The sequence below is a fragment of the Leisingera sp. SA215 genome, from assembly GCF_055902035.1.
The window spans coordinates 1-16,462 of record NZ_JBVVXU010000048.1; the positions used below are offsets into that span (position 1 = coordinate 1).

Annotated in this window: 17 protein-coding genes; 7 read left to right on the plus strand and 10 right to left on the minus strand. The window is 62.9% G+C overall.

Annotated features, from left to right (window positions below; genetic code table 11):
* Positions 1 to 587, minus strand: a 587-nt coding sequence (locus AC0KW6_RS21740; RefSeq protein WP_474036084.1) for a plasmid recombination protein, incomplete at its 3' end; no start/stop codon positions are given.
* A 354-nt stretch (positions 588 to 941) separates the two neighbouring features.
* Complete coding sequence (locus AC0KW6_RS21745) at positions 942 to 1,094, minus strand: type II toxin-antitoxin system antitoxin (protein WP_323783759.1); 153 nt, start codon at positions 1,092 to 1,094, stop codon at positions 942 to 944.
* 141 nt (positions 1,095 to 1,235) lie between these two features.
* Here AC0KW6_RS21745 and AC0KW6_RS21750 point away from each other — a divergent pair, with 141 nt between their 5' ends.
* From AC0KW6_RS21750 to AC0KW6_RS21760, 3 genes are all read left to right on the plus strand, one after another.
* Complete coding sequence (locus AC0KW6_RS21750; protein WP_474036085.1) at positions 1,236 to 1,730, plus strand: hypothetical protein; 495 nt, start codon at positions 1,236 to 1,238, stop codon at positions 1,728 to 1,730.
* A gap of 253 nt (positions 1,731 to 1,983) precedes the next feature.
* Entirely contained in the window at positions 1,984 to 2,223 is a 240-nt protein-coding gene (locus AC0KW6_RS21755; RefSeq protein ID WP_474036086.1) for a hypothetical protein, read from the plus strand.
* Positions 2,224 to 2,386: 163 nt separating this feature from the next.
* On the plus strand, positions 2,387 to 3,796 hold the full coding sequence (locus AC0KW6_RS21760) for a recombinase family protein (protein ID WP_474036087.1): 1,410 nt from the start codon (positions 2,387 to 2,389) through the stop codon (positions 3,794 to 3,796).
* A gap of 357 nt (positions 3,797 to 4,153) precedes the next feature.
* On the opposite strand, the gene AC0KW6_RS21765 is transcribed toward AC0KW6_RS21760, so the two are convergent.
* The 7 genes from AC0KW6_RS21765 to AC0KW6_RS21795 form a co-directional block, all read right to left on the minus strand.
* Complete coding sequence (locus AC0KW6_RS21765; RefSeq protein WP_474036088.1) at positions 4,154 to 5,119, minus strand: ABC transporter ATP-binding protein; 966 nt, start codon at positions 5,117 to 5,119, stop codon at positions 4,154 to 4,156.
* Complete coding sequence (locus tag AC0KW6_RS21770; protein WP_474036099.1) at positions 5,116 to 6,141, minus strand: ABC transporter ATP-binding protein; 1,026 nt, start codon at positions 6,139 to 6,141, stop codon at positions 5,116 to 5,118. Before AC0KW6_RS21770 ends, AC0KW6_RS21765 begins: the two co-directional genes overlap by 4 nt.
* Positions 6,142 to 6,155: 14 nt before the next feature.
* Positions 6,156 to 7,640 (minus strand): chlorohydrolase family protein, encoded by a 1,485-nt coding sequence (locus AC0KW6_RS21775; RefSeq protein ID WP_474036089.1) that lies wholly within the window; start codon positions 7,638 to 7,640, stop codon positions 6,156 to 6,158.
* The gene (locus AC0KW6_RS21780) at positions 7,637 to 8,833 is read right to left on the minus strand and encodes an amidohydrolase family protein (protein ID WP_474036090.1); all 1,197 of its coding nucleotides are present in this window, start codon (positions 8,831 to 8,833) and stop codon (positions 7,637 to 7,639) included. Before AC0KW6_RS21780 ends, AC0KW6_RS21775 begins: the two co-directional genes overlap by 4 nt.
* Positions 8,834 to 8,845: 12 nt before the next feature.
* Positions 8,846 to 9,802: an ABC transporter permease gene (locus AC0KW6_RS21785; RefSeq protein WP_474036091.1), complete on the minus strand. Its 957-nt coding sequence runs from the start codon at positions 9,800 to 9,802 to the stop codon at positions 8,846 to 8,848.
* The gene (locus AC0KW6_RS21790; RefSeq protein WP_474036092.1) at positions 9,799 to 10,770 is read right to left on the minus strand and encodes an ABC transporter permease; all 972 of its coding nucleotides are present in this window, start codon (positions 10,768 to 10,770) and stop codon (positions 9,799 to 9,801) included. Before AC0KW6_RS21790 ends, AC0KW6_RS21785 begins: the two co-directional genes overlap by 4 nt.
* Positions 10,771 to 10,836: 66 nt before the next feature.
* Complete coding sequence (locus AC0KW6_RS21795) at positions 10,837 to 12,408, minus strand: ABC transporter substrate-binding protein (RefSeq protein ID WP_474036093.1); 1,572 nt, start codon at positions 12,406 to 12,408, stop codon at positions 10,837 to 10,839.
* Between the two features lie 273 nt (positions 12,409 to 12,681).
* On the opposite strand from AC0KW6_RS21795, the gene AC0KW6_RS21800 reads away from it, so the two are divergent.
* From AC0KW6_RS21800 to AC0KW6_RS21815, 4 genes are read left to right on the plus strand one after another with little or no spacing between them, the layout of a single operon-like run.
* A complete protein-coding gene (locus AC0KW6_RS21800) occupies positions 12,682 to 13,380 on the plus strand; it encodes a GntR family transcriptional regulator (protein ID WP_474036094.1) in 699 nt (232 codons plus the stop codon).
* A gap of 17 nt (positions 13,381 to 13,397) precedes the next feature.
* Positions 13,398 to 14,081: a flavin reductase family protein gene (locus tag AC0KW6_RS21805; protein ID WP_474036095.1), complete on the plus strand. Its 684-nt coding sequence runs from the start codon at positions 13,398 to 13,400 to the stop codon at positions 14,079 to 14,081.
* On the plus strand, positions 14,078 to 14,728 hold the full coding sequence (locus tag AC0KW6_RS21810) for an aspartate/glutamate racemase family protein (RefSeq protein WP_474036096.1): 651 nt from the start codon (positions 14,078 to 14,080) through the stop codon (positions 14,726 to 14,728). Before AC0KW6_RS21805 ends, AC0KW6_RS21810 begins: the two co-directional genes overlap by 4 nt.
* Before the next feature lie 27 nt (positions 14,729 to 14,755).
* Positions 14,756 to 15,172: a hypothetical protein gene (locus tag AC0KW6_RS21815; RefSeq protein WP_474036097.1), complete on the plus strand. Its 417-nt coding sequence runs from the start codon at positions 14,756 to 14,758 to the stop codon at positions 15,170 to 15,172.
* 666 nt (positions 15,173 to 15,838) lie between these two features.
* Here AC0KW6_RS21815 and AC0KW6_RS21820 read toward each other — a convergent pair.
* Positions 15,839 to 16,462, minus strand: a 624-nt coding sequence (locus AC0KW6_RS21820) for a transposase (protein ID WP_474036098.1), incomplete at its 5' end; no start/stop codon positions are given.

Below are 16,462 nucleotides of genomic sequence, written 5' to 3' on the forward strand. Positions count from 1 at the left end.
ACCTGCCGCCCGCTGTTGGCAGAATTTTTCTCGGACCAGACCGCAACGACGAAGTGAATGTGATACGCCTCTTCGTCAACATGGGCCGAGGCAAAGCGCAGTTGGTCATCCGGAAAGTGCTGCGTCAGGAATTTCATCGCGACCTCCCGGAATTCCGCAACACGTTCCGGATCCCACTTCAGGATGCCGGGCCCGCCAAACCAATTCTTGTTCGCTGTCAGGACGCCTTCACGCAGAGGTCCTTTGGCGCTTTCCTTCCAGGGATCTGAAGGCCCCTTGGCGGTTTCTCTCTCGGCTTGACTGATGCGTGATTTCGCCCGCAATGCGCGAAGGCGCTCTTCAAAATTGTGCTCACGCATCTCTGCAACTTCAGTGCAGATCCGCTCTTTCCAACCCGGCTCTCCGGCAAGAACTTCGTTCAGCCCGGACACATCCCGGTCGACATGGTCCAGGTCGCCGCCGGCGCGCTTGTCATGCAGCCGGAATTTCCAAAGCTGATGCGGGAACAGGCCGGCGAACCGAAGGACGACAGGTGCCGTACCGAGTTTGTCGGACTGGTCTTGGCGAAACTTGGCATGTACGGTCATCTGCAACCTCAGATCTGCTTGACTGATCCGAGTGTCTGCGAAGACGACGAAAATCCCGAGAGACTTGTTTGGTTTTGTGAGGCTTGTACTCACTAAGCAAGTTGCAATCCCGGGCTGGACCCCGAGATTGCAACTTGCCGTTCGCGAGGGGGATACCCCCTTCGATCCCCTCCTCGTCAGCACATCTGGGCTCCGCCCAGACAAGCTTCCTGCGGCCAGCAGCCTGCTGGACCCGCCCTGCCGGGGGCCGTGGATGCCATATTGTTTTTCGATAATCTGAGTGGGGAGAATGTCGTTTAGCTCAAGACTTCAACCGACCCCTTTGACCACTTCTGAATTGCAAAAGTGCTGAGACTATTTTTGCAGATATCCCTGTTCCTTCAGATGGGAGATCAGTAGCCGTTCAACGTACGAGGCCACGGACCGGTCATCATCTGCCGCTGCTTTTTCTACGGCCTTCTTCGTTTCGTCCGTCACTCGTACGGAAATTGCAGAGGTCTTCGCCATGAGTTCACTTGTGTGCAGTTGACATTCAAATAAGATGAGTGCATATTAAACTCAGTTGCACACATTTGCAACGGGCTGAGGGGAAGGTGGAAGCTCCCCGCCCAGCCCTGACCAAACCGATCTCGTGGAAGGAGACCGACCATGGCTAATTGTTGCCCTATCACGCGCGTTCGCGCGGCAAAAGACCTGCATCCTGCATTGACCGCTGTGGTTGCGGGCAAGGGACCCACCCCAATCTTCCGGACTTTCACCGTGCTCATCGAAGCCGTGAATGCTGCCATTGAGATGGACCGCGACCTGTCGCATTCTTTGTCGTGGGATCCTGCGAGCAGCGGCTTCGCGGAGGCGGCGGAGAACCAATGGCAAGACTGCCTGCGTTTGGCTTCCGATGTTTTTTCCGCACCAACTTCCTCCGCCGAAGATCAGCCCCTGCAGCGCATGGCCATGCTGATGCACTTCCTCATTGAAGCCACAACCCAGGGCGAGGCACTGCATTTCCAGCAGCTGATGTATGCGCACCGGGACCTTTTCACCACCGACGATCCCGGTGTCCGCGAAGCGCTGAACCGCGCGGCGCGGCAAGTCGACGCCGTGGTGGAAATGGCAGTGACAGCCCCGGAATTCGCGCCGGTCTGATCCGCCCAATCCCCCCCTGACATAACCTGACCTGGTCACCGCAGCGGATCTCTCCGCCTGCGCCCGGCCGCGTCATGCCCAATTCCAGATTTTCCCGGCAGGTGCCCCATATCCGGCGCCTGCCCTCTCTCTCGCTTTGCGCAACTGGAGTCCTCAATGCCCCACACATCAACCGCCACCCCTTCCGAACGGGGCACAGCTGGTAAAATTGGGCTTTTCCCGGAACCCGGATTCCCGTCTGCGTCACCAGCTGATGAAGCACCGCGGACTGGATGCGCAGATCCTGATGACTGTCCCGATGGCGACCGGGCAACTTGCCTTGCAGACAGAGAAGCGACTGCATGCCAGGCTCAAGGACGCCTTCCCGGACAGCATCGCGCCGCCCGATCTCTATTCCGGGTCCATCAATGTCCGAAGCGAGATCTATTTCCCGGATGTGACCCGGGAGATCCTCCGGATGCTGGACGAGATCGCCACTGACAGCGCCGCCTGACACTCCTTCATCCGCCCTCTCAGCGCCGCCCCAGCCACCCCCGAGTCCGGGGAGGGCGGCGCCCCCTTGCCTGCTTTTTACCCGGAGACAACCGATGCCACAGTTCTCATCTCACCCCTCACGTCCGGCCTGGGTCTCGTTTGGCAAACAGGTCCTGCGCCGAATGATCTCAGAGCAAAACAACGCGGGTGGCAAACGTGACGCCGCTTTGCAAGACCACCCCAAATCCAAACTTCTGGACGCGCTCAACGACCTGCCCAAGACACAGCCCCGGGCCAGTGAGGAGCTAGACCAACTCCGGGAAAGCGGCATCGACGGCTGGGCGCTGGACGACGAGGGACGCAGCTGCCCCGCAACCGCCCTGCCCGACGGCACGGTCAGCACCGGCGACCGGGAGATCGAGCCGGACGAGGCCGCCGTCATCACCCGGATCTTCCGGGAGTACGCAGACGGCCTTTCCGCGCGCTCAATCGCTGCCGCGCTGAACGCCGAAGCAGTGCCTGCCCCCCAGAGCGGCAAGGGCACCGGAGTCTGGAACCCCTCGACGATTTCCGGGAACATCAAGCGCGGCACCGGTATCCTGAACAACGAGCTGTATATCGGGCGCCTGGTCTGGAACCGGCTGACCTATGATACCAACCCGGACACCGGCAAACGGCTGTCACGCCTCAACCCGCCCGAAGACTGGAAGATCGAAGAAGTCCCACAGCTGCGTATTCTGGATGACCAGCTCTGGCACGCCGTGAAGACGCGCCAGGGAGAGGTGCGGCAGGCAATGAACCCGGCAGGCGTTCTGACCGAACGGCCCCGGCTGGAACGCGCGCGGCGGCCGACCTACCTTCTGTCGGGCCTTTTGCGCTGCGCCTGCTGCGGTGCCAGCTACACGCTGATCAACAAGACCCGCTATGGCTGCGCCGGCGCGCGCAACAAAGGTGCAGCGATCTGCATCAACCGCGCCACCATCGGCCGGGAGGAAGTGGAAGAGAGAGTTCTCGCCGGGCTGAAGCAGCGCCTGCTGGCACCGGACCTGCTGGCGCAATTCGCCGAGGAATACCGTAAAGCCTTCAATGAAGCCGCTGCCGGAGCCAGCCAGGAGCGCCAGAAGGCGGAGACCTCCCTGAAGAAGGTGGAGGGAAAGATCGCGGGCATTCTGAAGGCCATCGAAGACGGCATGTACCATGCGTCATTGAAGGCCAAGATGTCGGAACCGGAAGCGGAGAAGGCCGGATTGGAGGCCATCATCAAGGAAGGCCCGGAGCCCCCTGCCCTGCGGCTGCATCCCAGCCTTTCGCAGCGCTATCGAGAACTGGTCGAGGATCTCGCCCGGTCGCTGAACGCGCCGGAGGTGAAGCGGGAAGCCACAGCAGCGCTGCGGGCGCTGATTTCGGAAGTGCGGATGGTTCCGGACGCGGATGCGCCCGGCGGCCACCAGCTTGAACTCATAGGGGAATTGGCCGGGATCATGGCTTTGGGGAGCGCTGAATCAACAAAGCCCCCGCTGTTTGCGGAGGCTTGGTCGGAAACGATGGTTGCGGGAGCAGGATTTGGACACTGTTTTGTCCAAGCCCAATAATTGCAGCCTGCCACGTCCAGCCGCACCTCCGCCATCCAAGGCCCCTGCAACTACCAGGCCATCAGCCAGCGCGTCAAATCCGGACCGACTGACGTAGGTTGCGGAAACCAGATAGATGCAAGTGCCCATGAAGGCCCAATTAGTGAAAGCACGCAAACGCGAAGCGCTGGGGACACAGTCATCTCTTCTTTCCACGGGGCCTCCGCCCGACTGTAAACTGTTTTCCGCTGGCAGGCCTCCGTACTTGCGGATCAAAGCGTGCCGACCTTTACCGGATCCGCTGGATCCAACGGGTATAGCGGTCACGCTCTCCGTTCGCAGTTGCGGGGTGTGATACCGCTGCGCATGAACTCCAATTCACCCTGCAAGAAGGCAGGCCGCATGGTGCTGCTCCGACACATGCCTGAGCGGCGGCACCGCTTCGCGGCAGGCCTCGGTTGCCAACGCGCAACGCGGATGAAAGGCGCAGCCCGCAGGGGGATTCAGCGGGCTGGGCGGCTCGCCATTGTCGACGCTGCGGCCGCGCTTGGGCGCGTGGATGTCGGGAATCGTGTTTAATAGCAGCTGCGAATAGGGATGCAGCGGCTGGCTGAACAGTGCCTCCACCGGCGCCATTTCGACAATGCGGCCAAGATACATCACCGCGATCATGTCCGACATATGGCGCACCACGCTCAGGTCGTGGCTGATGAACAGATAGGTCAGCCCCAGCTCCTGCTGCAGGCGCCGCATCAGGTTCAGGATCTGCGCCTGCACCGACACATCCAGCGCCGAGGTAGGTTCGTCGCAGACCAGCAGCTCCGGCTCGCAGGCCAGCGCCCGCGCGATCGAAATGCGCTGCCGCTGGCCACCGGAAAATTCATGTGGGAACTTGCTTGCGTCATCCGCCGCCAGCCCCACCGTTTGCAGCAGCTCCTCGACGCGGGCGGCAGTCTCGGCTTCGCTGCTGCGCAGCTTCATCTCGCGGATCGGCTCTGCAATGATATCCCCGATGCGCCAGCGCGGGTTCAGGCTGGAGTGCGGATCCTGAAAGATCATCTGCACCCGCACCGGGCGCCCTTCGGCGCCGCAGCCAAAGCGGATATCGCCGCCGCTGGTGGCGTAAAGCCCGGTCACCAGCCGCGCCACGGTGGATTTGCCGCAACCTGATTCGCCGACGATGCTGAAACAGCTGCCACGGGCGATGGTAAAGCTGACCTCGTTCACCGCGTTCACCAGCAGCCTTGGTTTGCCCTCCAGCACCCGGTTCAGCCAGGGCGCAGAGACGTCAAAACGTTTTGACACGCGGTCGACGGTCAGAATTGGATCGCTGATCTGCATCATTGAGTGCCTCCGTCCTGTATGAAACAAGCCGCTTCGCTGCGCGCCGCCGGAACCAGCTGCGGCCGTTCGCGCAGGCAGCGCGGTCCGGCCTGCAGGCAGCGCGGGTGAAAGGCGCAGCCCGAAGGGCGCGCGTTCAGACGCGGCATCGCGCCGTCGATCTGCGCCAGGGTGCCGCTGCGCGCGTGCAGGCTGGGAATCGCCGCCATCAGCCCGCGGGTATAGGGGTGCTGCGGATCATGCAGCACGTCTTCGACGCGGCCGGTTTCGACCACCCGGCCCGAATACATCACCGCTACCCGGTCTGCGGTCTCGGCGATCACCCCCATGTCGTGGGTCACCAGCATGATGCCGGTGCGGTGCTCATCGCACAGGCGCCGCAGCAATGTGGTGATCTGCGCCTGGATCGAGACATCCAGCGCCGTTGTCGGCTCATCCGCGATGATCAGCTGCGGCTCGGCCGCCAGGGCAAGTGCGATCACCACCCGCTGCCGCATCCCGCCGGAAAACTGGTGCGGGTATTGCTTCAGCCGTTCCTCTGGAGCCGGGATGCCAACTTCGCGCAGCAGCGTGACCGCTTTTTGCTGCGCAGCCTCGCGCGGCATCGGGTTGTGCAGGCGGATGGTTTCGATCAGCTGCGCCCCGATCGAAAACAGCGGGTTCAGCGCGGTCAGCGGATCCTGGAAGATCGCGCCCATCTCGCGACCGCGCACCCGGGTCAGCTCCTCTTCGCTAAGGCAATCAACGCGGCGGCCGCCGACGCGGATTTCGCCCTTGGCGATCCGCCCTGGCGGTTCCAAGAGCCCCAGAACCGCAAGACCGGTGATCGATTTTCCCGCGCCGGATTCGCCGACAACGCCCAGGATCTCGCCCGGCGCGATCCGGATCGAGACATCATCAATGGCGGTCAGCAACCCGCGCCGGGTCGGGAACTCCACGGTCAGGCCGTCGACCTCCAGCGCCGGGGCGCCCTCGGGCACAGGCTGGCTGCCAGGATCATGCGGTGCAGGTGCTTGCCTCAGCATCATCTCGTTTTCCTTCACGTCTGGGGCCGCGTCAGCGGCGGATATGTCGGGGGAAAGATTTCGGCCAACGGAGGGTGGCCTGCTGTGCGATCCGGGTATTTGGCCAAGAGACCGTCGAACTGCGCCTGAGCGCGGCGGCGGGCGCTCGCCATGTCGATGCCGGCGACTTCGCCATCGCGCATCGACAGACGGCCGTCGACGATGGCGGCCCTTGCCACCCGTCCGGTGGCGCCCAGGATCAGCGTCTGCACCGGGTCAATGGCCGGCGCCATGGCGCTGTCCTGCAGATCGAATACGGCGATATCCGCCCGTCCTCCGGCCCGCAGGACGCCGATGTCATCCCGGCCAAGTGCCACGGCGCCGCCCAGGGTGGCCGCATCGAACATCTCGGCCGAGGTGATGGTGGTCAGATCCCCCTCCACCATGCGGCACATCATCATGCCCACCGCCATGTTCAGCACCATGTCCGGCGGCGCGGTGTCGGTGCCCATGGCAATGCCGATGCCCTTGTCGCGCAGCCGCCGAAAGGAGCGCAGCGCACCGCCGTGCCGGGCCGCGACCAGCGGGCAATGCACCACGCTGACGCCATGTTCTGCGTAAAGATCAAGGTCTGCATCATCGGCCACCGTGGCATGCGGCGCCAGCAAGCGGGCATTCAGCAGGCCGTGGCTGTTCAGCCACTGCGGCGCGCTCATGCCGTGCAGCTGTTGAACGGTGTCGCGCTCCATCTGGCCTTGGGCCATATGCAAGCGCACCGGACAGTTCAGCTCCTCAGCCGCGGCCATGGTGCGGCGCAAAAGCTCTGCGGTGCAGGTCTCCACCCGGTCCGGGGCCAGCAGCGGCGAGATCAGATCATGCCCCTGCCACTTGGCGGCGAAGCCCAGCGCCGCATCCACCCCCGCCAAGCCACGCGCCTCGTCGAACTCGGCCATCAGGCGGCCATCGGGCTCGGCCACCATGCCGCCGCTGCGGTAAGCGGGACCCAGCCAGACGCGCAGGCCCAGCTCCTCTGCCGCCTCGGCAGCGGCGGTGAACTCCTCCGCCGTCTCACCCCATTCGCGGTAGAATAGCGAGGCAATGGGCGCGGCGGTGGTGATGCCGTTCTGCAGCAACTGGCCAAAAGCAAAACGCTTCTGAAACGCCAGTTCCTCGGGGCTATACATTTCATAGGGGCCGCGGTCGACATAGCTGCGCGGCCAGACGCGGCCCTTCTTGTCGCCGGGCCAGTTGTCATGCGCCAACAGCGTCGTGTCGAGGTCGGACAGCGCGTCAAGATCCACAAAACCCGGCGCGATCAGCGCCTGCCCCATGTCGTAGCGGGCCGTGACCTCGCCCTCGAACGGCAGGCCCACGTGGATAACACGGCCGCCTTCGACCACCACCTCGCCATCCGGCACCAGGTGGCGGCCGGATCGGGTGTCGGCGATTACCCAGGCCGCACGCAGCGCCCAGCGCCCCGACGGGCGGGCCCCCAGCGGCAGGTCAGCAAAGCGGCTCATGGGGCCTCCATCACTGCCTGGCCACCGCGCACCGTGACATTGCCGCCCTTGACCACCAGCTGGCGCGGCGCGTGGGTGACGACAGCCTGCACGACGGTTTCGCCCTGCACCAGCACCACATCGCCCGGCGCGCCGACCTCCAACCCGCGGCGCGGTTTCGCCATCGCCTCGGCACCGCCGCCCGCGCAGATATCCAGTGCGGTCTTCACCTCGCTGTCCATGCGCAGGTTGTTGCGCAGGCCGATGAATTTGGCGCGTTCCAGCATGTCGCCGTTGCCATAGGGGCCCCAGGTGTCCTGGATACCGTCATTGCCGGCGCCGATCCGGATGCCATGCGCCATCAGCTGCTTGACCATCGGCGCGGGCGACGACGCCGGCGCGGTGGTCATGATCCGCACATCCAGCGCCGCCAGCCGCGCCAGCATCGCCTCGACCCGCTGATAGTCATTCATGCCCAGACAGAACGCATGGGAAATGGTGACCAGCCCGGTCATGCCCAACGCCTCGGCACGGGTCAGGATCTCCTCCATCGAGAACATGCCCATCTCGCCGCGTTCATGCAGGTGGATGTCGACGCCCTTGCCGTGTTTTTCCGCCAACCCGAAGACCACGTCGAGATGCCCCTTGGGATCACGGTCCACGCCGCAGGGGTCCAGCCCGCCAACCAGATCCGCCCCCATCGCCAGCGCCTGATCCATCAGCTCCGCCGTGCCTTCGCGGATCGTCAGCCCGGACTGCGGGAAAGCCACGGTTTCGATCTCGACCACGTCGGCCAGCTTGTCAGCGGTTTTCATCACGCCTTCCAGCGCGCGCAGCCCGCCGTTGGTGTCAATGTCCACATGGCTGCGGATCAGCGTTGCGCCATAGGCGGCGGTCTGAAGGGCGTGGCGCATCGATTGCACATGCGGATCCAGCCCCAGCCGGGCCTTCATCGCGCGCTCGTTGTCGATCATCGCCATAAGGTTGCCGCCGCCGACATCGTTTTTGTACCACGGCCAGCCGATCAGCGACTTGTCGAGATGGGTGTGGGCATCCACCAGCCCGGGAATGGCGATCGCCCCGGCGGCATCTTCGGTAGCCACGCCGGGGGCGTTCAGCCCCGGTGCAATTTCGGCGATCCGGCCATCGCGGATCAGGATGTCGGCGCTGTCGCCATCCCCGATGCGGGCCTGTTTGATCAAGAGTGAAGTCATCACAGTCATCCTTTAGCGAAGTTTCGGGTTGAGCGCGTCGCGCAGCCAGTCGCCCAGCATGTTCACGGCCACCACCAGGATACACAGCTGCACCGAGGGGAAGAGCACGATCCACCAGGAGCCGGAGAACAGATACTGGTTGCCGACCCGGATCAGCGTCCCCAGCGAGGGCTGGTTCGGCGGCATACCAACACCAAGGAAGGACAGCGTCGCCTCGATCAGGATCGCCAGGCCGAAGTTCAGCGTTGCCGCCACGAACACCGGCGTCAGCGTGTTGGGCAGGATATGCTTCAGCATCAGCCGTCGCCCCGGCGTGCCCACCAGCCGCGAGGCCTGCACATATTCCTTGCGCCGCTCCACCATTGTCTGGGCGCGCACGACGCGGGCGTATTGCACCCAGGAATACAGCGCGATGGCCAGCACCAACACCGCGGCAATGCCTGCCTCGCGCAGCTCCGGCGGCAGCAACGCCTGCGCGACCGAGCTGACCAGAATAGCCGCAAGGATGATCGGGATCGACAACAGCACATCGCCGATGCGCATCAGCACATTGTCGATCCAGCCGCCATAGTAGCCAGCGGCCAGCCCGGCCAGCAGGCCAATTGCCAGCGACACCGCAACCGAAGCAATGCCGATGAAAATGGAAATCCGCGTTCCGTACAGGATACCCGACAGAATATCGCGCCCCTGCACGTCAGTTCCCAGAATAAAGGGCATCTGCCCGCCCTGCATCCACACCGGCGGCAGCTCTGCATTCCACAGCTCCAGCGCCGCAAGGTCATAGGGGTTCTGTGGCGCAAGCACCGGCGCCAGAAAGGCGGTGACGGTGACAAAGGCCAGCACAGCCGCCGCGCCGACCGCGGATTTCGAGTTCTTGAAGCTCCACCACAGGTCGCTGTCGGCGATCCGGGCCAGGCGGGCGGCAAGGGGCGCGCGGGCGGTTTCGGGTTGGGTTCGGATATCGGTCATTTGTCAGCTCCGCGCAGGCGGGGGTCGATCACCGCATAGGTGATATCGACCAGGGCATTGAGGGTGACGAAGATCAGCGCGACGATGCAGAGGTATCCCGCCATGATCGGCACATCGACAAAGGTCACCGCCTGGATGAATAGCAGCCCCATGCCGGGCCATTGGAACACCGTCTCGGTCACCAGCGCAAAGGCGATCAACCCGCCGATCTGCATGGCGGTCATGGTGACCACCGGCATCAGGCAGTTGCGCAGCGCATGGCGGAAATGGATGGTGCGGGCGGGAATGCCGCGGGCGCGGGCGAACTTGATGAAATCGGTGCGCAGCACCTCCAGCATCTCAGCCCTTACCAGCCGCATCACCAGGGTGATCTGAAACAGCGACAGCGACAGGGCCGGCAGGATGATCGACAACCGCCCCGAGGGGGTCAGCAACCCGGTCGACCACCAGCCCAGATCCACCGTCTCGCCGCGCCCGAAAGCGGGGAACCAGCCGAGCCAGACCGAAAAGATCAGGATCAGCCCGATGCCGACCACAAAGCTGGGCAGCGATATGCCGATGATCGAGGTGAACTGCATGGTTTCCGCGTACCAGCGCTGGCGGTGGATCGCGGTGATCACCCCCAGCGGGATGCCAACCACCAGCGAAATCAGCGTCGCCACGATCACCAGCTCAAAGGTTGCGGGGAAGCGTTCGGCGATCATCGCCAGAACGTCCTGCTGATTGCGGAAGGAAATGCCGAAATCCCCCTGCGCCGCGTTTTTGACAAAGGTAGTGAACTGAACGATGAACGGATCATCCAGCCCCAGCTTGGCGCGCAGCGCATCCCGCTGGGCCTGGGTCGCCTGCTCGTTCAGCATCAGCTCAACCGGATCGCCGACAAAGCGGAAGATCATGAACGCGATGAAACTGACGGAGAGCATCACGAAAATCGCATTCGCCGTCCGCTTGATCAGAAAAGCCAGCATCGATGCCTCTCCCCTGTAGTGTTGAAAAAACGGGGCAGCTCCAGCAGACGCTGCCCCGGTGGGGGATTACCGGGTCACGAACCACATGCGCGGCTTGTTGTCGGGAAACTGCGGGAAATCCTCGAAGTCCGCGGAAACCGCCCAGGCCATCGGCTGCTGGTGCAGCGGCATCATCACAATTTCTTCCTTGGCGATGCGCAGCGCCTCGGTTTCCATCGACAGGCGCTTTTCGCGGTCCAGCTCGACCGAGGCAGCCTGGGTCAGCTTGTCAATCTCCGGGTAGGACCAGTTGCCCCAGTTGAACACGCCGGAGTTGCCCTCCTTGCTGTGCATCATCTGCACCAGGATCGAATAGGTATCCAGCATCGGCAGCGTCGCCCAGCCGATGGTATAGACATCCGCCTTGCCGCCCGCGCGCTTGGGCGTCTGCTTGGCGGTGGGGCCGATGTCCAGACGCGGGCTCAGCCCGATCCGCGACCACATGGAGGCGATCGCCTGGCAGAACTGCTCCTCGTTCACGTAGCTTTCATTGGTGCAGACAAAGTCGAATTCGAAACCGTCTTCATACCCGGCCTCGGCCAGCAGAGCCTTGGCCTTGTCGGGATCGGCCGCCACAACATTGTCCAGCGCTTCGGAATAGCCGGGGATCGAAGGCGCAACCAGCGTGCCGGCATTGCGGGACTTGCCGCGCATGACGCGGGACTGGATCAGATCCATGTCCACCGCCAGCTGCATCGCCTGACGCACACGCAGATCGTTCAACGGGTTTTCACCGCCCGCCACCAGCTCATCCCGGCGGTTGAAGCCCAGCATCACGGTGCGCAGGTCGGTGCGCTCCAGCACCTTCAGGTTGGGCGCCGCCGACAGGCGCGGCAAATCCTGCACCGGGGCGCTGTCGACAAAATCAACCTCGCCGGACAGCAGGGCTGCGACACGGGTCGCGGCTGAGGTCACCGGCTGGAATTCGATCCGGGTCAGATTGTGCTGAGGTTCATCCCACCAGCCCTCGTTCACGGTCAGCACCGTCTGCGCCTCGGGGGTACGGCTTTCGAGCACAAACGGGCCGGTGCCGTTGGAGTTGAAGGTAGCGTAGCCCTCGACCCCGGCGCTGACGTCGGTCGGCATTTCGGCGTTGTTCTCGACCAGCCAGTCCTTGTCGAAGATATGGATGTTGGTCAGGTCGTTCAGCAGCAGCGGATAGGCGCCGGTCAGTTCGATATCAATGGTGTGATCGTCGACCACGGTGGCGCTTTTGTAGGCCGGCAGGTTGCCCTTGAGCGGTGAGCTTTCGTCGCTGACGCGGGTCAGCGAGGCCAGCACGTCCTCGGCCGTGAAGTCGCTGCCGTTGTGGAATTTCACCCCCTTGCGCAGGCTGAACCGCCAGGTGGTGGGGGAGATGATCTCCCAGCTTTCCGCCAGCGCCGGCTCGATCTGCAGATCGCGGTCAAAGCGCACCAGCCCCTCATAGATGTGGTTGAGGAAATTGATCGTGTAGCTGTCACCATAGGAATAAGGGTCAAGCGAGACGATGTCGCGCGGCGCGCCCCAGCGCACCGTCTCCGCAGCTGCCGCGGAGGCCAGCGTCACCGCCGCCATGCCGCCGAGGAGCGCGACCTTCAGTTCAGTCTTCGAGATCATTCTGTGGTCTCCCTGTTGCGAATACAAAATCATTACTTTTGCATCCATTTCGAACGCGGCCTTCTCTGTGCCTTTTTGCGGTTCCCGCAGCACCCGGATCCAGCCGGGTGTTGAGGCGAGGTTATGGATCAGATTCATTTCTGTCTACAAAAATGTTTACAGATTGTATTCAGTAACTGTATCCAACACAAAGCAACCGAAAGCTGCTAGTTTCGCCGAAGCCTCAGGCCTCCGCCTGAAAACGCTTAAATTTCAAGCATGAGAGCACAGTAAATGTACAAATCATCGACCCGCAGCTTTCCAGTTTACGATTCCCTCCGCCAAGCCATCATCGAACAGGCGCTGAAGCCCGGCGTGAAACTTCCCGAAGATTCGATTGGCGAAACTTTCGGCGTCAGCCGCACGACTGTACGCAATGCGCTGGTGCGCCTGGACGCCGAAGGCCTGGTCGACCTGCAGCCGAATCGCGGTGCATCAGTCGCCGAACCCACCATCGAGGAAGCCTATGACATCTTCGAGATGCGCCAGTGCCTAGAACGCGAAGTGATACAGCGCCTGTGCAAGATGGACCCCAAGCCGATCATCAAGGCGCTGAAGACGCATGTGAAGGAAGAAGAGAAATACCTCGGCAAGGATCATACCCGCTCAATCCGGCTGGCCGGTGAGTTCCACATCCTGCTGGCAGAGCTGACCGGCTCCAAGATCTTGGCCAATTACGTAAATGAAATCGTTTCGCGCTGCTCGCTGATCCTGGCGCGGTTCGCGCAGGTTCACTCTGCCGAATGCGGCGTCGAGGAACACGCCGAACTGATCGCGGCCCTGGCCGAGGGCGACGCCGAACGCGCCAGCGCTTGCATGCACAGCCATCTGCACGGGGTGCAGGACCGCGCCCTGCTCAACCCCGAAGACGCCGAATCCGACAACGTGGCGCAGATCCTGTCACGCTACCGGCCTACCAAGACAAAACCCTAGACACCGGGAGACCCGCCATGACCCACGACACCCAGCCCGCAACCGGGCAGACGCGATTCGACTTCGCCAAGCTGACGCCGCGCGAACGCTACAAGCTGCTGATCGGCGCTGTGGTGCCGCGGCCGATCGCCTGGGTGACAACGGTCAGCGAGGCGGGCATCGCCAATGCCGCCCCCTACAGTTTCTTCAACTGCCTGTCCTCCGACCCCGCCATTTTGGCCATCGGCGTCGAAAACCACGCCGACATGCGGTTCAAGGACACTGCCCACAACATCCGGGTGACCGAAGAATTCACCGTCAACATCGCCGCCCACGCCAACCTGCACGCGATGAACACCACCGCGGTGCCCTTCGGCCCGGAGGTCGACGAGATTGCAGTGGCCGGGCTGACCATGCTGCCGGGCGAATTTGTCTCATGCCCGCAGATCGCCGAGGCACCGGTGCGCTTTGAGTGCCGCCGCCACACCACACTGAACATAGGCAAATCCCGCGAGATCATTCTGGGCGAGGTGCTGGCCATGCACAGCCATCCCGGACTGGTGAACGACCGCCACCATGTCGACCCGGCGGCGCTGGACGCGCTGGGGCGGATGGGCGGCCACGGCTATTGCCGCTCGAACCAGACCTTTGATCTCCCCACCATGTCGCTGGAGGAATGGACCGCCTTCACCAACCGCCAGAGCGAAAGCCTGCACGGATGAAGCTGTGTTTCGTGAACCCGAACGCCACCGCCGAGATGACCCGCCGCATGGTGGAGCAGGCCCGCAACCTCGCGCCGCAAGGCGTTGAGGTATCCGGCGCCACCAACACACAAGGGCCACCCGCGATCCAGGGCCAGGCCGATGGTGACGCGGCAGAGCCGGGCACCCTGGCGCTTCTGGCCGCGGGCGGCTTTGACCTTGGCGTGATCGGCTGTTTTGACGACACTGGCCTGCCCGCGGCGCGCCTCAGCTGCCTGGTACCGATCCTGGGGCTGGGCGAGGCTAGCTTCACCCAGGCGGATGAACGGGCAGCACCCTTTGTCGTACTGACCACCTCGGCACTGTCGGTGCCGGTGCTGGAAGCCAATATCACAAGCTACGGTCTGGAAGGGCACTGTCTTGCGGTTGTCGCCTCCGGAGTGCCAGTGCTGGATTTTGAACATGACCGCGCCAGCGCGCGGAACCGGCTGGCCGAAACGGCAAAGAAGGCCTGCGATGACTTCGCCGGAACCCGCACGCTGGTCCTAGGCTGCGCAGGGATGGGCGGGTTGGCCACCGACCTATCGAAAGAGCTGGGCCTGGCGGTCATCGATCCAATAGAAGCAGCCCTGGCCCTCGCGAACCGCGCTTGGTCTGCCGACGGCTGATTTTCGTTAGGCTCAGGCCCCAGCCTTTTGCAGCGCTACCGCGAGTTGGTCGAGGATCTCGCTCGGTCGCTGAACGCGCCGGAGGTGAAGCGGGAAGCCACGGCAGCGCTGCGGGCGCTGATTTCGCAGGTGCGGATGGTTCCGGATGCTGATGCGCCCGGCGGACATCAGCTTGAGCTTATTGGGGAATTAGCCGGGATCATGGCTTTGGGGAGCGCTGAATCAACAAAGCCCCAGCTTTTTGCGGAGGCTTGGTCGGAAACGGTGGTTGGCCTCGTGCAGCGCCTCAACGCAAAAGTCGGCCTCAAGCGTGTTCGAGATGCGCCATGCCAGCACCTTGCGGGTGTGCCAGTTCATGTCGCCCGCAAACTGGCCGTTCTGCTCCATCGCATGTGGGTAGATGGCGCCGAGTTCCGTTCAGGGACGGTGGAGGGCATGGCATGACCTAATAGCCCAATACCAAAACTGAACGGGATCGTCCTCACCGGACGAGGTTCGTGGAAGAAGCCGAAAGTGTCTGCTGCGCAACGAGAAGCGCGCCCGAAAGCGAGGCTCTCCACAACCAATCCGACACATGCGTGCAGCGATGCCTCACCCGGCATCACCCAGACTGCGAAGAGAAGCGTGACCCGGATGAGCGACAATGATCCCGTACAAGGAAGGAAAACGAGCTTGACCCAAACGCCCAATTAGAGAAGCGGACCTTCGGTTTTGCCGGTTGGCCAAGGCGGAACAGCGCTTGGCACATATGTCCGCTCTGCGCAGGAAGCGCCCTTTGCAAACTCGGCCGTTTTACGCAACCAGCCGAGGTTTTGTGCTGCGGCGCAGCCCGCCGTTTCTGCCGTTCGCCGCGACAGAGAGGTTCTGAACCCGGTGAATTCACACAGTGCGGGACTTTGCCGCCGTTCGCCGCAGTTGCAGCAAGAGCGACCTGGGGCGGTCGCTCTGCGCAGGAAGCGCCCTTTGCAAACTCGGCCGTTTTACGCAACCAGCTGAGGTGTTGTGCTGCGGCGCAGCCCGCCGATTTCGTTGAAAAAGTCGTTTGGTTTTGTGCGTTGGGGATGGGTACGGCGCACATTTTGTTGGGCAGTCTGAGGCGATACCGCCTTGTTACGCTACGGCGGGTGCCATCGGCTTGAGTTTTGCCAATTTCCGGAGGTTTTGGGCTGTGGCTGCGAGGGTGAATTCGTCTTGGACGCCCCAAGGCCCCCGTAATCGGAGCCGTGCCAGACCGAGGATGCGTTTTAGGTGGGCGAAGAGCATCTCCACCTTCTTGCGCCGCTTCTGTGCGGTCGAGTTGTATTCGGAGGCCGTGCATTGCCGCGCAAAGTCCCTGACGATTTCGTATTTCTCACGATGGATCGCGCGGACCTCGGAGTTTGGGCAGCATTTGGCTTTTGAGGGGCAGTCCCTGCAATCAGCGCTCAAGGCCCGGTATTTTCGTGAGCGCCAGCTGGGGGCGTTCCGCTCTGGATCTGAGTAGGTTCGCCAAGTGTGCCGCCTCTCCTTGCCCTCCGGACAGATGTAGCGATCATTCTCATCGTCCCAGGTGAAGTCAGATCGGGAGAATGTCCCGTCCTTGCGCTCGCCTTTGTCGAAGACGGGAATGAACGGGAGGATTTTCCGCCTGAGCGTAAGCCAGACGAGATTATCCGAGGAGCCGTAAGCAGTATCTGCGGCGATCCAATCTGGCCTCAGACCAAACCGTTCCTCGGTCCGGTCGATCATCTTGCG